This is a genomic window from Actinoplanes sp. NPDC026623 (genome assembly GCF_040638275.1).
Classification (GTDB): Bacteria; Actinomycetota; Actinomycetes; order Mycobacteriales; family Micromonosporaceae; genus Actinoplanes.
The window spans coordinates 1-18,291 of the sequence record NZ_JBEZXZ010000033.1 but is presented as its reverse complement, the minus strand read 5'-3'; the positions used below and the strand labels follow the sequence as shown (position 1 = coordinate 18,291).

Annotated in this window: 15 protein-coding genes and 1 pseudogene; 15 read left to right on the top strand and 1 reads right to left on the bottom strand. The window is 71.8% G+C overall.

Annotated elements, in window-relative coordinates; translation table 11 throughout:
• Window positions 1–165 precede the first annotated feature (165 nt).
• The 13 genes from rsgA (at window position 166) to AB0F10_RS13110 (ending at window position 16,824) form a co-directional block, all read left to right on the top strand.
• The gene (rsgA, locus tag AB0F10_RS13170; protein ID WP_360623295.1) at window positions 166–1,206 is read left to right on the top strand and encodes a ribosome small subunit-dependent GTPase A; all 1,041 of its coding nucleotides are present in this window, start codon (window positions 166–168) and stop codon (window positions 1,204–1,206) included.
• Between the two features lie 22 nt (window positions 1,207–1,228).
• Window positions 1,229–3,025 (top strand): hypothetical protein, encoded by a 1,797-nt coding sequence (locus AB0F10_RS13165; RefSeq protein WP_360623293.1) that lies wholly within the window; start codon window positions 1,229–1,231, stop codon window positions 3,023–3,025.
• Window positions 3,026–3,136: 111 nt separating this feature from the next.
• The gene (gene uvrA / locus AB0F10_RS13160) at window positions 3,137–6,094 is read left to right on the top strand and encodes an excinuclease ABC subunit UvrA (RefSeq protein ID WP_360623291.1); all 2,958 of its coding nucleotides are present in this window, start codon (window positions 3,137–3,139) and stop codon (window positions 6,092–6,094) included.
• Between the two features lie 207 nt (window positions 6,095–6,301).
• Window positions 6,302–6,856 carry a Rieske (2Fe-2S) protein gene (locus AB0F10_RS13155; protein ID WP_360623289.1) on the top strand — a complete coding sequence of 185 codons (555 nt, stop codon included), beginning with the start codon at window positions 6,302–6,304 and terminating at the stop codon, window positions 6,854–6,856.
• Between the two features lie 135 nt (window positions 6,857–6,991).
• A complete protein-coding gene (gene uvrC / locus AB0F10_RS13150; protein ID WP_360623287.1) occupies window positions 6,992–9,286 on the top strand; it encodes an excinuclease ABC subunit UvrC in 2,295 nt (764 codons plus the stop codon).
• A 179-nt stretch (window positions 9,287–9,465) separates the two neighbouring features.
• Window positions 9,466–10,362: an RNase adapter RapZ gene (rapZ, locus tag AB0F10_RS13145; RefSeq protein ID WP_360623359.1), complete on the top strand. Its 897-nt coding sequence runs from the start codon at window positions 9,466–9,468 to the stop codon at window positions 10,360–10,362.
• A gap of 83 nt (window positions 10,363–10,445) precedes the next feature.
• Window positions 10,446–11,633, top strand: a complete 1,188-nt coding sequence (locus tag AB0F10_RS13140) for a 2-phospho-L-lactate transferase CofD family protein (RefSeq protein WP_360623285.1) — start codon at window positions 10,446–10,448, stop codon at window positions 11,631–11,633.
• A gap of 42 nt (window positions 11,634–11,675) precedes the next feature.
• Complete coding sequence (gene whiA, locus AB0F10_RS13135; protein ID WP_360623357.1) at window positions 11,676–12,656, top strand: DNA-binding protein WhiA; 981 nt, start codon at window positions 11,676–11,678, stop codon at window positions 12,654–12,656.
• A 311-nt stretch (window positions 12,657–12,967) separates the two neighbouring features.
• Complete coding sequence (gap, locus tag AB0F10_RS13130; protein WP_360623283.1) at window positions 12,968–13,963, top strand: type I glyceraldehyde-3-phosphate dehydrogenase; 996 nt, start codon at window positions 12,968–12,970, stop codon at window positions 13,961–13,963.
• A 5-nt stretch (window positions 13,964–13,968) separates the two neighbouring features.
• Window positions 13,969–15,165, top strand: a complete 1,197-nt coding sequence (locus AB0F10_RS13125; RefSeq protein WP_360623281.1) for a phosphoglycerate kinase — start codon at window positions 13,969–13,971, stop codon at window positions 15,163–15,165.
• Window positions 15,166–15,168: 3 nt separating this feature from the next.
• The gene (tpiA, locus tag AB0F10_RS13120; protein ID WP_360623279.1) at window positions 15,169–15,960 is read left to right on the top strand and encodes a triose-phosphate isomerase; all 792 of its coding nucleotides are present in this window, start codon (window positions 15,169–15,171) and stop codon (window positions 15,958–15,960) included.
• Between the two features lie 89 nt (window positions 15,961–16,049).
• Window positions 16,050–16,304, top strand: coding sequence for a preprotein translocase subunit SecG (secG, locus tag AB0F10_RS13115; protein WP_360623276.1), 255 nt, complete (start codon window positions 16,050–16,052; stop codon window positions 16,302–16,304).
• Window positions 16,305–16,476: 172 nt separating this feature from the next.
• On the top strand, window positions 16,477–16,824 hold the full coding sequence (locus AB0F10_RS13110; RefSeq protein WP_360623274.1) for an RNA polymerase-binding protein RbpA: 348 nt from the start codon (window positions 16,477–16,479) through the stop codon (window positions 16,822–16,824).
• 13 nt (window positions 16,825–16,837) lie between these two features.
• Here the strand turns inward: AB0F10_RS13110 and AB0F10_RS13105 are convergent, their stop codons facing one another.
• The gene (locus AB0F10_RS13105; protein WP_360623272.1) at window positions 16,838–17,452 is read right to left on the bottom strand and encodes a GNAT family N-acetyltransferase; all 615 of its coding nucleotides are present in this window, start codon (window positions 17,450–17,452) and stop codon (window positions 16,838–16,840) included.
• 156 nt (window positions 17,453–17,608) lie between these two features.
• Between AB0F10_RS13105 and AB0F10_RS13100 the strand changes: the two genes are divergently transcribed.
• Both AB0F10_RS13100 and AB0F10_RS13095 read left to right on the top strand, forming a co-directional pair.
• Window positions 17,609–18,049, top strand: a complete 441-nt coding sequence (locus AB0F10_RS13100) for a hypothetical protein (RefSeq protein ID WP_360623270.1) — start codon at window positions 17,609–17,611, stop codon at window positions 18,047–18,049.
• A gap of 13 nt (window positions 18,050–18,062) precedes the next feature.
• Window positions 18,063–18,291, top strand: a pseudogene (locus AB0F10_RS13095) (sigma-70 family RNA polymerase sigma factor); the annotation flags it as partial.

Below are 18,291 nucleotides of genomic sequence, written 5' to 3'. Positions count from 1 at the left end.
TTTCGCGCCGGTAGCGGCGACCGTACCGTCGTTTCTGACGCGATCACGACAACCTCGGAGGGGGTGGGGAACCGTGCTGTCCGTCATCTGTGCGTCCCGGCTTCGCCCGGAGGCCATGGCCTGACACCCGTCGGGCCGCGCCTCCTCACACCCAAAGGGTTACTCATGTCTGACCTGTCCGCGCTGGGCTGGGGCGAGACGTTCGCCTCCGCCTACCGAAACTTCGACCGTCCCGACGCCCTGCCCGGCCGCGTGCTGCGCGCCGACCGCGGCGTCTGCACCGTCCTCGACCCGTCGGGCGTCACCCGGGCCAGCCTCGCCGGCGGCGTGCTGCTCGGCGCCGCCCAGGACCCCGCCAACCTGCCCTGCGCCGGCGACTGGGTGGTGCTGCGCCGCTGGCCGGACCGCCGCACCACCGTGGAGTGTGTGCTGCCGCGGCGCACCGCGCTGATCCGGCGTACCGCCGACAAGGACGCCTCCGGCCAGGTCCTGGCCGCCAACATGGATGCCGTCGCGGTCGTCGAGCCGATGCTCCCGGCGCCCGACGACGCCCGCGTCGAACGGCTCCTCGCGCTGGCCTGGGAGTCCGGCGCGGAGCCCCTGATCGTGCTCTCCAAGAGCGACACCGCGGTCGACCCGCAGGCGATCGCGCGTCAGCTTTCGCGGGTGGCTCCCCGGGTACGGGTACTGCCGGTCAGCGTGCACGACGGCACCGGACTGGAGGAGCTGCGCGGGTACGTCGCGCCGGGGCGCACCCTGGCCCTGCTGGGCCGTTCGGGCGCCGGCAAATCGTCGCTGGTCAACGCCCTCGCCGGCACCGACGTGATGGGCGTACAGGAGATCCGGCGCGCCGACGGCAAGGGCCGGCACACCACCGCGTACCGGAATCTGGTCCTGGTCCCGGGCGGCGGCGCCGTCCTCGACACGCCGGGGATCCGCGGGGTCGGCCTGCTGGACACGGCCGAGGGGCTGGACCGGGCCTTCGCCGACATCGCCGACCTGGCCGCTCAGTGCCGCTTCGGTGATTGTCATCACGACGCGGAGCCGGGGTGCGCGGTCGCCGCCGCGCTGGCCGCCGGGACGCTGCCGCCGCGGCGGCTGGAGAGCTGGCGCAAGCTGCAGCGCGAGGTCGCCGTCGAGAGCCGGCGGCGTGCGGTGCGGCTGGCCGGTGCGGCCGGCCGGTCGCCGCGCAGGGCGCGCGAGTGAGCGGCTCTGGCACAATTCACCGGTGCCCGCGGTGGAGGAGGTCCTGGACAAGCCCGGAATCTCCATCGAGACGGCGCCCGAAATGCACACCCGTGGGTATTTTGACGCCTGGGCCTCGCTCAGCTACCTAGTGCTCGGGGTGCTGGTCCTGATCCAGCTGTGGCTCAGCCCGGGCACCCGGGTGCTGGCCTCCAACGACGACGACCACGGATTCTTCTCGTTCGTGATGGCGCACGGCGAGCGGGTGCTCTTCCACGGCGCCAACCCGCTGTTCAGCGACCGGATGAACGTGCCGGACGGCGTCAACATGATGGCCAACACGACGGTGCTGGCGCTGAGCCTGCCGATGGCGCCGGTCACCCACTTCCTCGGGGTGGGCGTCTCCGTCGTGGTGCTGCTCACCCTCGGCCTGGCCGGCACCGCGTTCGCCTGGTATTGGGTGCTTTCCCGGCACCTGGTCCGCAGCCAGGTCGCCGCCTGGGTCGGCGGATTGTGGTGCGGCTTCGCGCCGGCGATGGTGTCGCACGCCAACGGGCACATCAACTTCGTCTCGCAGTTCGTCGTGCCGTTCATCGTGTGGCAGGTGCTGCGGCTGCGCGAGCCCGGCCGGGCGGTGCGCGGCGGGATCGTGCTCGGGCTGCTGGTGACGCTCCAGGTCTTCATCAACGAGGAGACCCTGCTGTTCACCGCGCTCACGCTGGGCGTCTTCGTCATCGCGTACGCGGCGTTCGCGTGGCGCACGGTGCTCGGCTACGCCCGCCGGTTCGCCGCGGGTATCGCGGTCGCGATGGCGACGGCGCTGGTGCCGCTGGCGTACCCGCTGTGGTTCCAGTTCACCGGCCCGCAGAGCTACAGCGGGCAGCCGTTCGAGCCCGGCAAGTTCGTCACCGACCTGCTCGCCCTCGGCGCGTACGCGCGGCAGTCGCTGGCCGGCAACGGCGCGATCGCCCGGGCGCTGAGCGTCAGCCCGACCGAGGACAACACGTTCTTCGGCGTGCCGATGCTGGTGATGCTGGTGATCGCGGTGGTGCTCCTGTGGCACAACCTGGCCGCCCGGGCCGCCGCGATCGCCGCCGGGGTGCTGCTGCTCTTCTCGATGGGCCCGGAGCTTCGGGCCGGCGGGCACGACACCGGGATTCCGCTGCCGTTCGCCCTGATCAGCCACGTGCCGATCATCGACCTGGTGAGCGTGACCCGGTTCGCCATGGTGCCCGCGACGATCATCGGGGTGCTGCTGGCCCTCGCCGCCGACCGGGCGCCGCTGCTGCCGCGCCGGCGGCGGATCGCGTTCTGGATCGGCCTCGCCGTCGCGATCGTGCCGGTGCTGCCCAAGCCGCTGCCGGTGGTCGCCGCCGATCCGCTGCCGCCGTTCATCGCCCAGCAGATGTGGCGGCAGTACGTGCCCGACGACCGCACCCTGGTCACGGTGCCGCTGCCGGAGGTCACCACCGGGCGGGCCGGGATGCGGTGGTTCGCCCTGTCCGGGCTCGGCTACTCGGTGCCGCGCGGCTACTTCATGGGCCCGGCGGACCCGCCGGGCGACCGGACCGGGTCGTGGAAGGCCGCGCCCCGGCCCACCTCCGACCTGTTGCGCATCGCGGGGGCGTACGGTCGGATGCCGGTGGTCACGGACGCCGACCGGCGGTCCGCGATCACCGACCTGACCTACTGGCGGGCCGCGGTCGTGGTGCTGGTTCCCGGCACTCCGAACCACGACCTGCTGCAGGCGCTGGTGACCGACCTGCTCGGCAGCGCTCCGCGTGAGGTCGGGGGAGTGCGGTTGTGGGACGTCCGGGGCCTGGTTACCCCTTCCGGGTGACGGGAATTCCCGCTCGTTCCCCGGCGCTTCACCTCGGCGCCGGAAAAATTGTCGTACCCCGCGGCTAGGGTGGCGGCGCCTATCGTCCTGACGTAAACGGAGTGGCTGGCTGTGGCCGACCGACTGATCATCCGCGGCGCGCGCGAGCACAATCTGCGCGACGTCAACCTCGACCTACCCCGCGACGCGATGATCGTGTTCACCGGTCTCAGCGGCTCGGGCAAGTCCAGCCTGGCCTTCGACACGATCTTCGCCGAGGGCCAGCGCCGCTACGTGGAGTCGCTGTCGTCCTACGCGCGGCAGTTCCTCGGGCAGATGGACAAGCCCGACGTCGACTTCATCGAGGGCCTGTCGCCGGCCGTGTCCATCGACCAGAAGTCGACCTCGCGCAACCCGCGCTCGACGGTCGGCACGATCACCGAGGTCTACGACTACCTGCGGCTGCTCTTCGCGCGTACGGGGACCCCGCACTGCCCGGTCTGCGGCGAGCGGATCAGCCGGCAGTCGCCGCAGCAGATCGTCGACCGGGTCCTGGCGATGGAGGAGGGCACCCGGTTCATGGTCCTGGCGCCGGTGATCCGGGGCCGCAAGGGCGAATACGTGGACCTCTTCGCCGAGTTGCAGTCCAAGGGCTACGCCCGCGCCCGCGTCGACGGCGTCGTGCACCCGCTGACCGAGCCGCCCAAGCTCAAGAAGCAGGAAAAGCACACCATCGAGGTGGTCGTCGACCGGCTCAGCGTCAAGGCGAGCAGCAAGCAGCGCCTGACCGACTCCGTCGAGGCGACCCTGGCGCTGTCCGGCGGCATCGTGCTGCTCGACTTCGTCGACCTGCCCGAGGACGACCCGCACCGCGAGCGCCGCTTCTCCGAGCATCTGGCCTGCCCCAACGACCACCCCCTGGCGATCGAGGACCTCGAGCCGCGGGTCTTCTCCTTCAACGCGCCCTATGGCGCCTGCCCGGAATGCACCGGCCTGGGCACCAAGAAGGAGGTCGACCCGGAGCTGCTCGTCCCGGACGAGGAGCGCAGCCTGCGCGAGGGCGCGATCCAGCCGTGGTCCGGCGGCACGACCATGGAGTATTTCCTGCGCCTGCTCGAGGCCCTGGCCGCCGCCGAGAAGTTCAGCGTCGACACCCCCTGGCGGCAGCTGCCGAGCCGGGCGCAGAAGACGATCCTGTACGGCTCCGAGGACCAGGTCCACGTCCGCTACCGCAACAAGTACGGCCGCGAGCGCTCCTACTACACCGGCTTCGAGGGGGTCGTGCAGTGGATCGAGCGCCGGCACGGCGACACCGAGAGTGACTGGTCGCGCGACAAGTACGAGGGCTACATGCGCGACATCCCGTGCCCGGCCTGCGGCGGCGCCCGGCTCAAGCCCGAGGTCCTCGCGGTCACCATCGCGGGCAAGAGCATCGCCGAGGTCTGCAACCTGTCCGTCGGCGAGTGCGCCGAGCTGCTGGCGACGATCGAGCTCACCGACCGCGAGAAGATGATCGCCGAGCGGGTGCTCAAGGAGATCAACGCGCGGCTGCGGTTCCTGGTCGACGTCGGCCTGGACTACCTGTCCCTCGACCGCGGCGCCGGCACGCTGTCCGGCGGCGAGGCCCAGCGCATCCGGCTCGCCACCCAGATCGGCTCCGGCCTCGTCGGCGTGCTCTACGTGCTCGACGAGCCGTCGATCGGACTGCACCAGCGCGACAACCACCGGCTGATCGAGACGCTGGTCCGGCTCAAGAAGCTCGGCAACACCCTGATCGTGGTCGAGCACGACGAGGACACCATCCGCACGGCCGACTGGATCGTCGACATCGGCCCCGGCGCCGGCGAGCACGGCGGCCGGATCGTGCACAGCGGCTCCGTCAAGGGCCTGCTGGCCAACCGGGAGTCGCCGACGGGCGCCTACCTGTCGGGCCGCAAGAAGATCCCGACGCCGGCCACCCGGCGCCCGCAGGTGCCGGGCCGGGAACTGGTCGTGCAGGGCGCGCGGGAGCACAACCTGCGCGACATCACCGTCGGTTTCCCGCTGGGGCAGTTCATCGCGGTGACCGGTGTGAGCGGCTCGGGCAAGTCGACGCTGGTCAACGACATCCTCTACACGGTCCTGGCCAACCAGATCAACGGCGCCCGGATGGTGCCCGGCCGGCACACCCGCATCACCGGCCTCGACGGCGTCGACAAGGTCGTCGGCGTGGATCAGTCGCCGATCGGGCGCACCCCGCGGTCCAACCCGGCGACCTACACCGGTGTCTTCGACAACGTCCGCAAGCTGTTCGCGGAGACCACCGAGGCCAAGGTCCGCGGCTACGGCCCGGGACGGTTCTCGTTCAACGTCAAGGGTGGCCGCTGCGAGAACTGCACCGGCGACGGCACCATCAAGATCGAGATGAACTTCCTGCCGGACGTCTACGTCCCGTGCGAGGTCTGCAAGGGCGCCCGCTACAACCGCGAGACCCTGGAAGTGCACTACAAGGGCAAGACGATCTCCGAGGTCCTGCAGATGCCGATCGAGGAGGCCGCCGGCTTCTTCGAGGCGATCCCCGCGATCTACCGGCACCTCCGGACCCTGGTCGACGTCGGGCTCGGCTACGTGCGGCTGGGCCAGCCGGCGCCGACGCTGTCGGGCGGCGAGGCGCAGCGGGTCAAGCTCGCCTCCGAGCTGCAGAAGCGCTCGACCGGCCGGACGGTCTACGTGCTCGACGAGCCGACCACCGGCCTGCACTTCGAGGACATCCGCAAGCTCCTGATCGTGCTCAACGGCCTGGTCGACAAGGGCAACACGGTCATCACGATCGAGCACAACCTCGACGTCATCAAGAACGCCGACTGGCTCATCGACATGGGCCCCGAGGGCGGCAACAAGGGCGGGCTGGTGCTCGCCACCGGCACGCCGGAGGAGCTGGCCGAGGTGCCGGGCAGCCACACCGGGCAGTTCCTGCGCCCGATGCTCGGCCTGACCGGCGAGCCGGCCGGTGCGGCGGCGGCGCTGGCCCGCGCGGCCAAGGCCAACGGCACGCCGAAGGCCGCCGCGAAGCCGCGCGCGACCCGCTCGCGGGCCAAGGCCGCCGTCTGACTTTCAGGTAATACACAGCTACGTGATTTGCCGCACCTCAGGCGGGGTGCGGCCGTTCACGTTTGCCTCGGAGCATGGTGAAAACACAGCAACCGGGCTCATAATTTCCCGCGGCTCATGAACCACTGCGGTGGCGAGAGCGTACTTACAAGCAACGCCGCGTGACCTGAGCGCGCGGATCAGGGGTAACGAAGGGTTCGGGATCATATGACTGACGTGCAGACGGGGCCTGAAGCCGAGACCGCGGCCGACCAGCCTGCCCGTGCGGGAGTCGTCAAGTCCCGCCGTGTCGTGCTGGTCGGTGCCGGAGCGCTGGGCGCCGGGTGCCTGCTGACGGCCTGCGGGACGAGCGCGACCGGCGGTGGTGGCAGCAACGGCGCCAACGGCGGCGACTACAGCAACGACCCCGCGCCGGCCGGCAGCAAGGGTGCCGAGGCCGGCGGCACCGGCTCGACCTCGGACAACGACGCGAGCGGCGGCGGCGCCACGCTGGCCCAGGTCGCGGACATCCCCGAGGGCGGCGGCATCATCAAGGGCGACTACGTCATCACCCAGCCCGCCGCGGGCAAGTACAAGGCGTTCAGCAAGGTCTGCACCCACGCGGGCTGCGACGTCAGCAAGGTCGACGGCGGCGTGATCGTCTGCCCGTGCCACGGCAGCACGTTCTCCATGGAGGACGGCTCGCCGGTCAGCGGCCCGGCGAAGCAGCCGCTGCCGGAGAAGAAGGTCACGGTGGACGGCGACAACATCGTCTCCGCCTAGCAGATTCTTGGGGCCGGCCTGACCTGCCGACACGGCCGGCCCCAGCAATGCTCCGGCCGGAGGCCCGGCGCCGTGGCGGCGGCGACGGGCCTCCGGCGGGACAATCATGTCAGGGGTCCGCACTAATGTTGAGCCGTGCCTGACCCGTCCAGCTACCGGCCGGCGCCCGGGACCATTCCCGACGCTCCCGGTGTCTACCGCTTCCGTGACCCGACCGGCCGCGTCATCTACGTGGGCAAGGCCAAGAGCCTGCGCAACCGGCTGAATTCCTACTTCGCCGACACGTGGACCCTGCACGCGCGCACCCAGCAGATGGTCACCACCGCGGCCGCCGTCGACTGGGTCACCGTCGGCAGCGAGGTCGAGGCGCTGCAGCTCGAGTTCTCCTGGATCAAGGAGTTCGACCCCCGCTTCAACGTCAAGTACCGCGACGACAAGTCCTATCCGTTCCTCGCGGTGACCCTCAACGAGGAATACCCCCGGCTGCAGGTGATGCGCGGCGCGAAGCGCAAGGGCGTGCGCTACTTCGGGCCCTACTCGCACGCCTGGGCCATCCGCGAGACCCTCGACCTGCTGCTGCGCGTCTTCCCGGCCCGCACCTGCTCCACCGGCGTGTTCAAGCGCGCGGGCCAGATCGGCCGGCCCTGCCTGCTCGGTTACATCGGCAAATGCTCGGCGCCGTGCGTCGGCACGGTCTCCGCCGAGCAGCACCGGGCCATCGTCGACGACTTCTGCGACTTCATGGCCGGGCGCACCGACTCGTTCGTCAAGCGCCTCGAGCGCGACATGCTCGACGCGTCCGAGGAGCTCGAGTTCGAAAAGGCGGCCCGGCTGCGCGACGACATCGCCGCGCTGCGCAAGGCCATGGAGAAGCAGACGGTCGTGCTCGGCGACGGCACCGACGCGGACGTGGTGGCCTTCGCCGAGGACCCGCTCGAGGCGGCGGTCCAGGTCTTCCACGTCCGCGACGGCCGGGTCCGCGGCCAGCGCGGCTGGGTGGTGGAGAAGGTCGAGGACCTGACCACCGGCGACCTCGTGCATCACTTCTGCACCCAGGTCTACGGCGACGAGCACGGCGAGAACGACGTGCCCCGGGAGCTGCTCGTCCCGGCCCTGCCGCCGGACGCGGTCGCGCTGGAGAACTGGCTCTCCGAGCACCGCGGCAGCCGGGTGAGCCTGCGGGTGCCGCAGCGCGGCGACAAGCGTTCCCTGCTGGAGACGGTGGCGCGCAACGCCGGTGAGTCGCTGGCCCGGCACAAGCTGCGCCGCGCGGGCGACCTGACCACCCGCAGCAAGGCGCTGGACGAGATCGCGGAAGCGCTCGGCATGGAATCGGCGCCGCTGCGCATCGAGTGCTTCGACGTGTCCCAGATCCAGGGCACCGACGTGGTGGCGAGCATGGTGGTCTTCGAGGACGGCCTGGCCCGCAAGAGCGAATACCGCCGCTTCGCGGTCCGGGGTAATCCGGACGGCTCGGGCACCGACGACCTGGCGGCGATGAGCGAGGTGATGCGGCGGCGCTTCGCCCGCTACCGAGCCCAATCCGCGCTGACCTCCGGCCCAGCCGACGAGGACAAGGCGGCCACCGTCGACGACATGGCGGTGACCGGCGACGACATGGCGGTGATCGGCGGCGACATGGCGGTGGCCGGCGAGGGCGAGACGGTGGCCGGCGAGGACATGGCGGTGGCCGGTGACGGCGAGGCGGTGAACGGCGACGTGGCGGTGACCGCCGGCCGGGCCGGGGGCGAGGAGGAGCCGGCGGCCGGCGAGGGAGAGCCGGCGATCGGCGAGGGAGAGCCGGCGATCGGCGAGGGAGAGCCCGCGATCGGCGAATTGCCGGGCATCGACCCGCTGACGGGCCGGCCCCGCCGGTTCGCCTACCCGCCCAACCTGGTCGTCGTCGACGGCGGCCAGCCGCAGGTCAACGCCGTGGCGGCGGTCCTGTCCGACCTCGGCATCACGGATGTGGCCCTGTGCGGCCTGGCCAAGCGCCTGGAGGAGGTGTGGCTGCCGGGCGAGGACTACCCGGTGATCCTGCCCCGCACCTCGGAGGCCCTCTACCTGTTGCAGCGGGTGCGCGACGAGGCGCACCGCTCCGCGATCACGTTCCACCGCCAGCGCCGCTCCAAGCGGATGACCGCCTCGTCGCTCGACGACATCCCGGGGCTCGGCGAGACCCGGCGCAAGGCGCTGCTGCGGCACTTCGGGTCGCTCAAGAGGCTGGGCCAGGCCACCCCGGAGGAGATCGCCGAGGTGCCGGGCATCGGCCGCCGCACCGCGGAGGCGGTCCTCAAGGCGCTGACCGCCGCGGAGAAGCCGATCGAGAAGGACGCCGCGCCGGATGTCGTGCCGTCCGGCGGCGCGGGCAAGACCAGGTCCGGGGCGAACCGCGCACGGGTCGCCCGCCCGCCCGCGCCGACCGAGTAACGGCCGCCGTTCCACCGTGGTGGTGGTTCTGGGCGGCTTGCGGTGCCTCCGGGGCACCGGATCGGGTAATGGACACGACGTCAGGAGGCCTCGGGTCGACCCTTCGGCCTAGGATGCAGTGTCCGCCCGTACGGGGTGCAGAGCAGTGCGGTGCAGGAGGAGTCTGCGTGACCGAGTCGATGCCGGGGTTCGCCCCGGAGCCAACGCCCGACGAGGCCGGTACCGACCTCGTGGTGGTCACCGGGGTCTCCGGCGGTGGCCGCAGCACGGTCGCCCGGGCCCTCGAGAACGTCGGCTTCTACGTCGTCGACAACCTGCCGCAGGCTCTCATGCTCGACATGGCCCAGCTGGCGTTCGAGGCCGGCGGCGCCGCCCGGCGCACGGCGATGGTGCTCGACGTGCGCAGCCGGGCGTTCTCCACCGACCTGGCGGGCGCGGTTCGCGCGCTCAAGGACCGCGGGTTCTCGCCGCGGGTCGTGTTCGTCGACGCCGACGACGAGGTGCTGATCCGGCGGTTCGAGTCCGTGCGGCGCTCGCATCCGCTGCAGGGCGACGGCCGGCTGGCCGACGGCATCACCGCCGAGCGCAAGCTGCTCGAGGAGGCCCGCGAGCACTCCGACGTGATCATCGACACCAGTCACCTCAACGTCAACCAGCTGCGCCGCCGCGTCGAGGAGCTCTTCGGCGGCGAGGACGCGCGCCGGCTGCGGATCACCGTGCTGTCGTTCGGCTTCAAGTACGGCCTGCCGCCGGACGCCGACTACGTGCTCGACGCCCGCTTCCTGCCGAACCCCTTCTGGGTGCCCGAGCTGCGTGAGCACACCGGGCTCGAGGAGGGCGTCAGCGGTTACGTGCTCGGCCAGGAGGGCGCGCACGACTTCGTGGCCACCTATGCCGGGCTCATCGCCACGACCGCGCCCGGGTTCGAGCGCGAGGGCAAGCGCTATCTGACCGTCGCCATCGGCTGCACCGGCGGCAAGCACCGCAGCGTCGCGATAGCAGAGGAGCTCACGGCCCAGCTGCGCGACATCCGCCTGTCCGCACATTCCTCGCACCGCGACCTGGGGCGGGAGTGAGGGCGGGTCAGCCGGGAGGGCCGGGCGGTAATCCGGAGCAGCCGCGCGGCGGATCCGCGGCGGGCGGGCGGCCGATCAAGGTCGTGGCCTTCGGCGGCGGGCACGGGCTGGCGGTCTCGCTGCGGGGCCTGCGCAACTGCGCGCCCGAGCTGGACCTCGACATCACCGCCGTGGTCACGGTGGGCGACAACGGCGGCTCCAGCGGCCGGCTGCGCGCCGAGCGGGACGCCCAGCTGCCGCCGGGTGACCTGCGCATGGCCCTCGCCGCGCTCGCCGGCGACGACCCGGCGCATCAGCGCACGGTGGCGCTGCTGCAGCACCGCTTCGCGCTGGTCGGCAGGACGGCCCGCCGCGGCTCGGAGGCGGACGGCATCCCCGTCTCGGCCGGCGGCGACGCGGACTACGAGTTCGGTGACGACGACGGCCTGGCCGACCTGGTTCTGGCCGACGGTGCCGCCTGGAACGAGCGCGAGGGCGACGAGACCCCGGACGGTCCCGCCGAGGGCGACGAGGGATCCGGCGCCGCGAAGGCCGGGTGGGGCGGCGTCGACCGGCGGATCGCCTCGGTCGGCGGCCGGCACGATCCGCTCGCCGGTCACGCCGTCGGCAACCTGATTCTGCTCGGGCTCATGGAGCTGCTCGGCGATCCCGTCGAGGCGCTCGCGCACGCCGGCGCCATGGTCGGCGCCCGGGGCCGGGTGCTGCCGATGGCCTGCCACGCGGTCGGCATCGAGGCCGACGTGCGCGGCGGCGACCCGGAGCGTCCCGACGACGTCGTCACGGTGCGCGGTCAGCACGCCGTGGCGGTCGCCAGCGGTCACGTCGAGGCGCTGCGGATCGTTCCCGCGGCGCCGCCGGCCTGTCCTCCCGCCGTCACCGCCATCGCCGAGGCCGACTGGCTGATCTTCGGGCCCGGCAGCTGGTACACCAGCGTGCTTCCGCACCTGCTGGTGCCGGAGCTCGCCGCCGCGATCGTCGCCAGCCCGGCCCGGCGGCTGGTGACGCTCAACCTCGCGGCCGAGAACGAGACCCTCGGGCTCTCCGTGGCCGATCATCTGGCCGCCCTGCACTGGTACCTTCCGCAGCTTCGGGTCGACACGGTGCTCGCCGACGCCAAGTGGGTCGGCGAGCCGGACCCGGTGCACCGGGCCGCCGAGGCGCTCGGTGCGCGCCTGATCCTGGCATCCTTGGCGGTGGCGGACGGTAGCCCCAAGCATGATCCTGAGTCGTTGGGCACAGCACTGGTGCCGCTCCTCGGCTCCGATCGTTAAGCAACTGGCGTACCGCGAAACAAGCATGAGGTGACTTCGAAGATGGCGATGACGGCAGCGGTCAAGGACGAGCTGAGCCGGGTGGACGTGCCCAAGCCGTGCTGCCGCCGTGCGGAGATGGCCGCCCTGCTGCGCTTCGCGGGCGGCCTGCACATCGTGTCGGGCCGGGTGGTGGTCGAGGCCGAGCTCGACACCGGCGCGGTCGCCCGGCGGCTGCGCCGTGAGATCGCCGAGGTGTACGGCTACCCCAGCGAGGTGCACGTGCTCGCCTCCGGCGGCCTGCGCAAGGGCAGCCACTACATCGTGCGCATCGTCAAGGACGGCGAGGCCCTGGCGCGGCAGACCGGGCTGCTTGACGTGCGGGGCCGGCCGGTGCGCGGGCTGCCGCCGCACGTCGTCTCCGCGAACGTGTGCTGCGCGGTCGCCGCGTGGCGCGGCGCGTTCATGGCGCACGGCTCGCTGACCGAGCCCGGCCGGTCCAGTGCGATGGAGATCACCTGCCCGGGGCCGGAGGCGGCCCTGGCGCTGCGCGGCGCCGCCCGCCGCATAGGGATCACCGCCAAGGAGCGCGAGGTGCGCGGCGTCGACCGGGTGGTGATCAAGGACGGCGACGCGATCGCCGCGCTGCTCACCCGCATCGGCGCGCACTCGAGCGTGCTCGCCTGGGAGGAGCGCCGGGTGCGCCGCGAGGTCCGCGCGACGGCGAACCGGCTGGCGAACTTCGACGACGCCAACCTGCGCCGCTCCGCCCGCGCGGCGGTCGCGGCGGCCGCGCGGGTGACCCGGGCGCTGGAGATCCTCGCCGACGAGGCGCCCAACCACCTCACCTCGGCGGGGCGGCTGCGCCTGGAGCACCGCCAGGCCTCGCTTGAGGAGCTGGGCGCGCTCGCCGATCCGCCGCTGACGAAGGATGCGATCGCCGGCCGCATAAGGCGTCTGCTCGCCCTCGCCGACAAGCGCGCCCGCGACCTCGGCATTCCCGACACCGAGGCCGCCGTCACCCCGGAGATGATGGCCTGCTGACGTTCCCCCTCCGGGGCGGCGGTTCGCCGGTCGTACCGGAGGGTTTTCGGTACCTTAGGTAACGATCAGGTCGCGCCCCGATTCGAGGGGCGGACAGCTACTCGGATAGGGTGACGGCGACGGCGACGGAGCCGGCAACATGGCCGCCCACGCCGGGCGCCGCCGGAAGAACCAGGTAAGACCTGGCCGCGGCGGCTTGTCCCTGGAGGCGCGGCGGCCCTGAGATGAGCAACAGCCGGCCCTCGATACGGTCGGCACGCAGACATCCGCCGGTCCTAGATTCCGGCGGACCGAAACGAGGAGATCCACCTGTGACCATCCGGGTTGGCATCAACGGCTTCGGCCGTATCGGCCGCAACTTCTTCCGGGCGGTGCTCGCCTCCGGCGCGGACATCGAGATCGTCGGCGTCAACGACCTGACGGACAACGCCACGCTCGCCCACCTGCTCAAGTACGACAGCATCCTGGGTCGCCTGCCGCACGAGGTCAAGGCCACCGCGGACGAGATCACCGTGGCGGGCAAGACCTTCAAGGCCTTCGCCGAGCGTGACCCGGCGAACCTGTCCTGGGGCGACCTGGGCGCCGACGTCGTCATCGAGTCGACCGGCTTCTTCACCGACGCCAACAAGGCCAAGACGCACGTCACGAACGGCGCGAAGAAGGTCATCATCTCGGCGCCGGCCAAGAACGAGGACATCACGATCGTGATGGGCGTCAACGACAACCTGTACGACGGCGCGAAGCACACGGTCATCTCCAACGCCTCGTGCACCACCAACTGCCTCGCGCCGATGGCGAAGGTGCTCAACGACACGATCGGCATCGAGCGTGGCCTGATGACCACGATCCACGCCTACACGCAGGACCAGAACCTGCAGGACGGCCCGCACAGCGACCTGCGTCGCGCCCGCGCCGCAGCGCTCAACATCGTGCCCACGTCGACCGGTGCCGCCAAGGCCGTCAGCCTGGTGCTGCCGGAGCTCAAGGGCAAGCTGGACGGCTTCGCGCTGCGGGTTCCGATCCCGACCGGCTCGGCCACCGACCTGACCTTCACGGCGGCCCGGGAGACCTCGGTCGACGAGGTCAACGCCGCCATCAAGGCTGCCGCGGACGGCCCGCTCAAGGGCATCCTGGTCTACACCGAGGACCCGATCGTGTCCTCGGACATCGTCACCGACCCGGCCTCGTGCATCTTCGACGCCGGCCTCACCAAGGTGATCGGCAACCAGGTCAAGGTCGTCGGCTGGTACGACAACGAGTGGGGCTACTCGAACCGCCTCGTCGACCTGGTCAAGCTGGTCGGCTGACACACGTGAAGACTCTCGACGACCTGCTCGGCGAGGGTGTCTCGGGTCGGCGCGTGCTCGTGCGCGCCGACCTGAACGTCCCGTTCGACAAAAACGAACCGGGCCGGATCAGCGACGACGGCCGCATCCGCGCGGTGCTGCCGACCCTGATCGCCCTGCGTGACGCGGGCGCGCGCGTGATCGTGTGCTCGCACCTCGGCCGTCCCAAGGGCGCGCCGGACCCCAAGTACACGCTCGCGCCGGTCGCCACGCGGCTCGGTGAGCTGCTCGGCGTCCCGGCCGTGTTCGCCTCCGACACCGTCGGCCCTTCGGCGACGGAGTCGGCCGCGGCGCTGGCCGACGGCCAGGTGCTCCTGCTGGAGAACCTGCGCTTCAACCCGGGCGAGACCAGCAAGGACGACGCCGAGCGCGGCGCCTTCGCGGACGAGCTGGCGGCGCTGGCGGAGTACTACGTCGACGACGCGTTCGGCGCGGTGCACCGCAAGCACGCCTCGGTCTACGACGTCCCGGCGCGGCTCCCGCGCTACGCGGGCGGCCTCGTCATCAAGGAGGTCGAGGTCCTGCGCCGGGTGAGCGAGAGCCCGGAGCAGCCGTACGTGGTGGTGCTCGGCGGCTCGAAGGTCTCCGACAAGCTCGCCGTGATCCAGGCGCTGCTGCCGAAGGTCGACAAGCTGCTCGTCGGCGGCGGCATGTGCTTCACCTTCCTCAAGGCCCAGGGCCACGAGGTCGGCAAGTCGCTGCTCGAAGAGGACATGATCTCGACCTGCGCCGACCTGCTGGCGCAGGCCGACGGCCGGATCGTGCTGCCGGTCGACGTGGTCGCGGCGACCGCCTTCGCGGCCGACGCCGACCACGTGACGGTCGCCGCGTCGCAGATCCCGGCCGACCGGCTCGGGCTCGACATCGGCCCGGAGAGCGTCGTGCTGTTCGCCGACGCGATCGGCTCGGCGAAGACCGTCTTCTGGAACGGCCCGATGGGCGTCTTCGAGCTGGCGCCGTTCGCGGCCGGCACCCGGGGCGTCGCCGAGGCCATCACGAAGATCGACGGCTTCTCGGTCGTCGGCGGCGGCGACTCGGCCGCGGCCGTGCGCACGCTCGGCATCGACGAGTCCGCGTTCGGGCACATCTCGACCGGCGGCGGCGCGTCGCTGGAGTACCTCGAAGGCAAGACCCTGCCGGGTCTCGCCGCGCTGGAGAGCTGAAGCATGGCTGACGTGACCCGCCGCCCGATCATGGCCGGCAACTGGAAGATGAACCTCAACCACCTCGAGGCGATCCTTCTGGTGCAGAAGCTCGCCGCGAGCCTCAACGAGCAGCAGCTCACCGACGTCGAGGCGGTCGTGCTGCCGGCGTTCACCTCGCTGCGCAGCGTGCAGACGGCGATCGACGGCGACAAGGTGCTGATCGGCTACGGCGCGCAGGACCTGTCGCCGAACCCGAGCGGCGCCTACACCGGGGACATCTCCGGGGCGATGCTGGCCAAGCTCGGCTGCGGCTACGTGGTGATCGGGCACTCCGAGCGCCGCGAGTACCACAACGAGAGCGACGCGCTGGTCAACGCCAAGGTGAAGGCGGCCCTGGCGAACGACCTGACGCCGATCCTCTGCGTGGGCGAGGGCCTCGAGATCCGCGAGGCCGGGACGCACGTCGCGCACTGCGGGAGCCAGCTCGACGGCGCGCTCGAGGGCCTCAAGGCCGAGCAGGTCAAGAACATCGTGATCGCGTACGAGCCGGTGTGGGCGATCGGCACCGGCAAGACCGCCACGCCCGACGACGCGCAGGAGGTGTGCGGCTCGATCCGGGTGCGGCTCGCCGAGAAGTACGGCGCGGAGACGGCGGACGCGGTGCGCATCCAGTACGGCGGCTCGGTGAAGGCGGCCAACATCGCCGCGATCATGGCGCAGCCCGACGTGGACGGCGCGCTGATCGGCGGCGCGAGCCTGGACGCCGAGGAGTTCGCCTCGATCGTCCGTTTCCGCGAGCACGTACAGCGCTGAGTTCCGGATGCCCGGCCGCCTCGTGGTGGCGGCCGGGCACCCGCTATTGTGGTGGCGCTGCTGTGCCCTTCGAGAGGAATGACCCGACCATGCCGATCGCGTTCGCGTACACGTTGATCGTGTTGCTGCTCATCTCCAGCGTCCTGCTGACCCTGCTCGTCCTGCTGCACCGCGGCAAGGGTGGGGGCATGTCCAGCATGTTCGGCGGCGGTGTCACCTCCAGCCTGGCCGGATCCTCGGTCGCGGAGAAGAACCTGGACCGCTACACCGTGCTTGTGGGTGTCATCTGGTTCGCCTGCATCGTCGGCCTTGGGCTCTGGCTGAAGACCGTCCAGGCGGGCTGAAACAGATAGTTAACGTCCGCTTCCCAAGCGTTCGTGCTGAGCCCTTCTCCAGGCGCTCTGTGAGTCGTAGACTCTGCCGCGCGGTCCGGTCCGGGCCGCGCGGTTGTATTTCCGCCGCTTGTACCGCCGCTTTCCCCGGCGATGAAACGCCCTCGAGACAGGAGTGACTTCCGTGTCCAGTGGCAGTGCGATCCGCGGTAGCCGCGTCGGCTCCAGCCCGATGCGTCCCGACGAGCGCAGCGAGCCCGCCCCCCGGCGGCAGGTGACCTACTGGTGTGCCGCTGGGCACCCGGTGGAGGTCCGATTCGCCGCCGACGTGGTTCCCCCGGAGACGTGGGACTGCACCCGGTGCGGCCAGCCGGGCGGCCTCGACCGGCAGAACCCGCCCGGCCGGATGCGCAGCGAGCCTTACAAGTCGCACCTGGCTTATGTGAAGGAGCGGCGCTCCGACGCCGACGGCGCGGCGATCCTCGCCGAGGCGCTCGCCAAGGTGCGTCAGCGCCGCGGTCGCGCCGAATAGCGGGGCAGCACCACTACGCGGCGGTGCCACGACCCATGTAGGTGACGGTGGTGGCGCCGGGCACCGGGATCTCGGTGAATCCGAGCCGGTCGTAGAAGGCGCGTGCGCTGACATTGTCGACGGCCATGCCGAGGTGCACGCGCGGGACGCCGGCGGCCCGCAGCCCGGCCAGGAACGCGTTCATCAGGCCGCGCCCCCAGCCCTTGCCCTGCCACTGCGGCAGCAGATCGATGTGCAGGTGCGCCGGGTACGCCGCCAGCTCCGGCACGACCATGCGCTCCGGGTGGAAGTGCAGCCACAGCAGGCCGTCCTCCGGCGTCACCGGCGGCGTCGGCGGCTCCGGGTAGCGCCCGGCGGTGGCGGGCAGCCATTCGTCGCGGCAGCGCGCCGCGAAGGCGGCCGTGTCGGCGGTGCCCAGCACGTAGCCGACCGCGTTGCCGCTGCCGTCGTCGAGCACGTGCGCGTGCTGTGGCTCCAGCGTCACGTACGGGACGGCGAAGACGTCGCCCATGAGCCGGTCGGACGAGTACTGGCCGCGGGCGTCGCCTCCCGCGTCGGCGGTGCGGATGCAGATGTCGTAGACGGCGTCGAGGTCGGCGGGATCGTAGGCGCGGATCGATGGCTGCACGGCCGCGAGTCTAGGCGGCGTCGGGCCGCGATGATCGGCTGGCCACCCGCCGAGGCGCGGTGCGGTGTGGCGTGGATCACCGTGCGGCCGCCAACCTTCCGCGGCCCCGGGCGTCTACTCCTGCGAAGGCCCGCCCCCGACCGCACAGGAGTTCCCGTGATGCGTCCGACCGTCCGTACTGTCTCGCTCGCCGTCGCCGGCACCGCCGTCGTCGTCCTCGGTGCGCTGACCGCCACCGGGGCGTTCGCGGACGAGGCACCGGCGACCGCGCCGAGGCCGACGGCCGCCCCGGCCGCCCCAGCCGTCTCGGCGGCACCCACGCCGACCTCGACGTCGCTGCCGGAAGACCCGGCGCCGGCCGGGACGTCGGTGCCCGGTGGCCCGAGGCCCGTGCCGGCCGAGACGTCGCTGCCCGGTGACCCGGCGCCCGTGCCGACCGCGTCGAAGCGGCCCGGCCGCCCGACCGCCGCACCGGCGCCGACCGCGTCGACGCGCCCCGGCCGTCCGACCGCCGCACCGGTGCCGCACGATCCGGCCGCCACCCCGACACCCCGTGGCCCGATCGCGGTACCGTCGCCCACCTCGACCCGGCGCTGAACCCAGGACCACCATGACCCTCGTCTTGCCGCTGCCGGCGCCCCTGCTGCGCCTGCTGCGCTCGATCGTGTCCGGGTCGGCCCCGGCGGTGCGCGGCGCCGGCGGGGACGGCCCACCGGCGATCAACGAGCTCTACCACGCGCGCCGGCTGAGCCTGGTGCGGCTGGCGGTGCTCATGGTCGACGACCTGCCGACCGCCGAGGACATCGTCCAGGACGTGTTCGCCGCGCTGTACCGGCGGC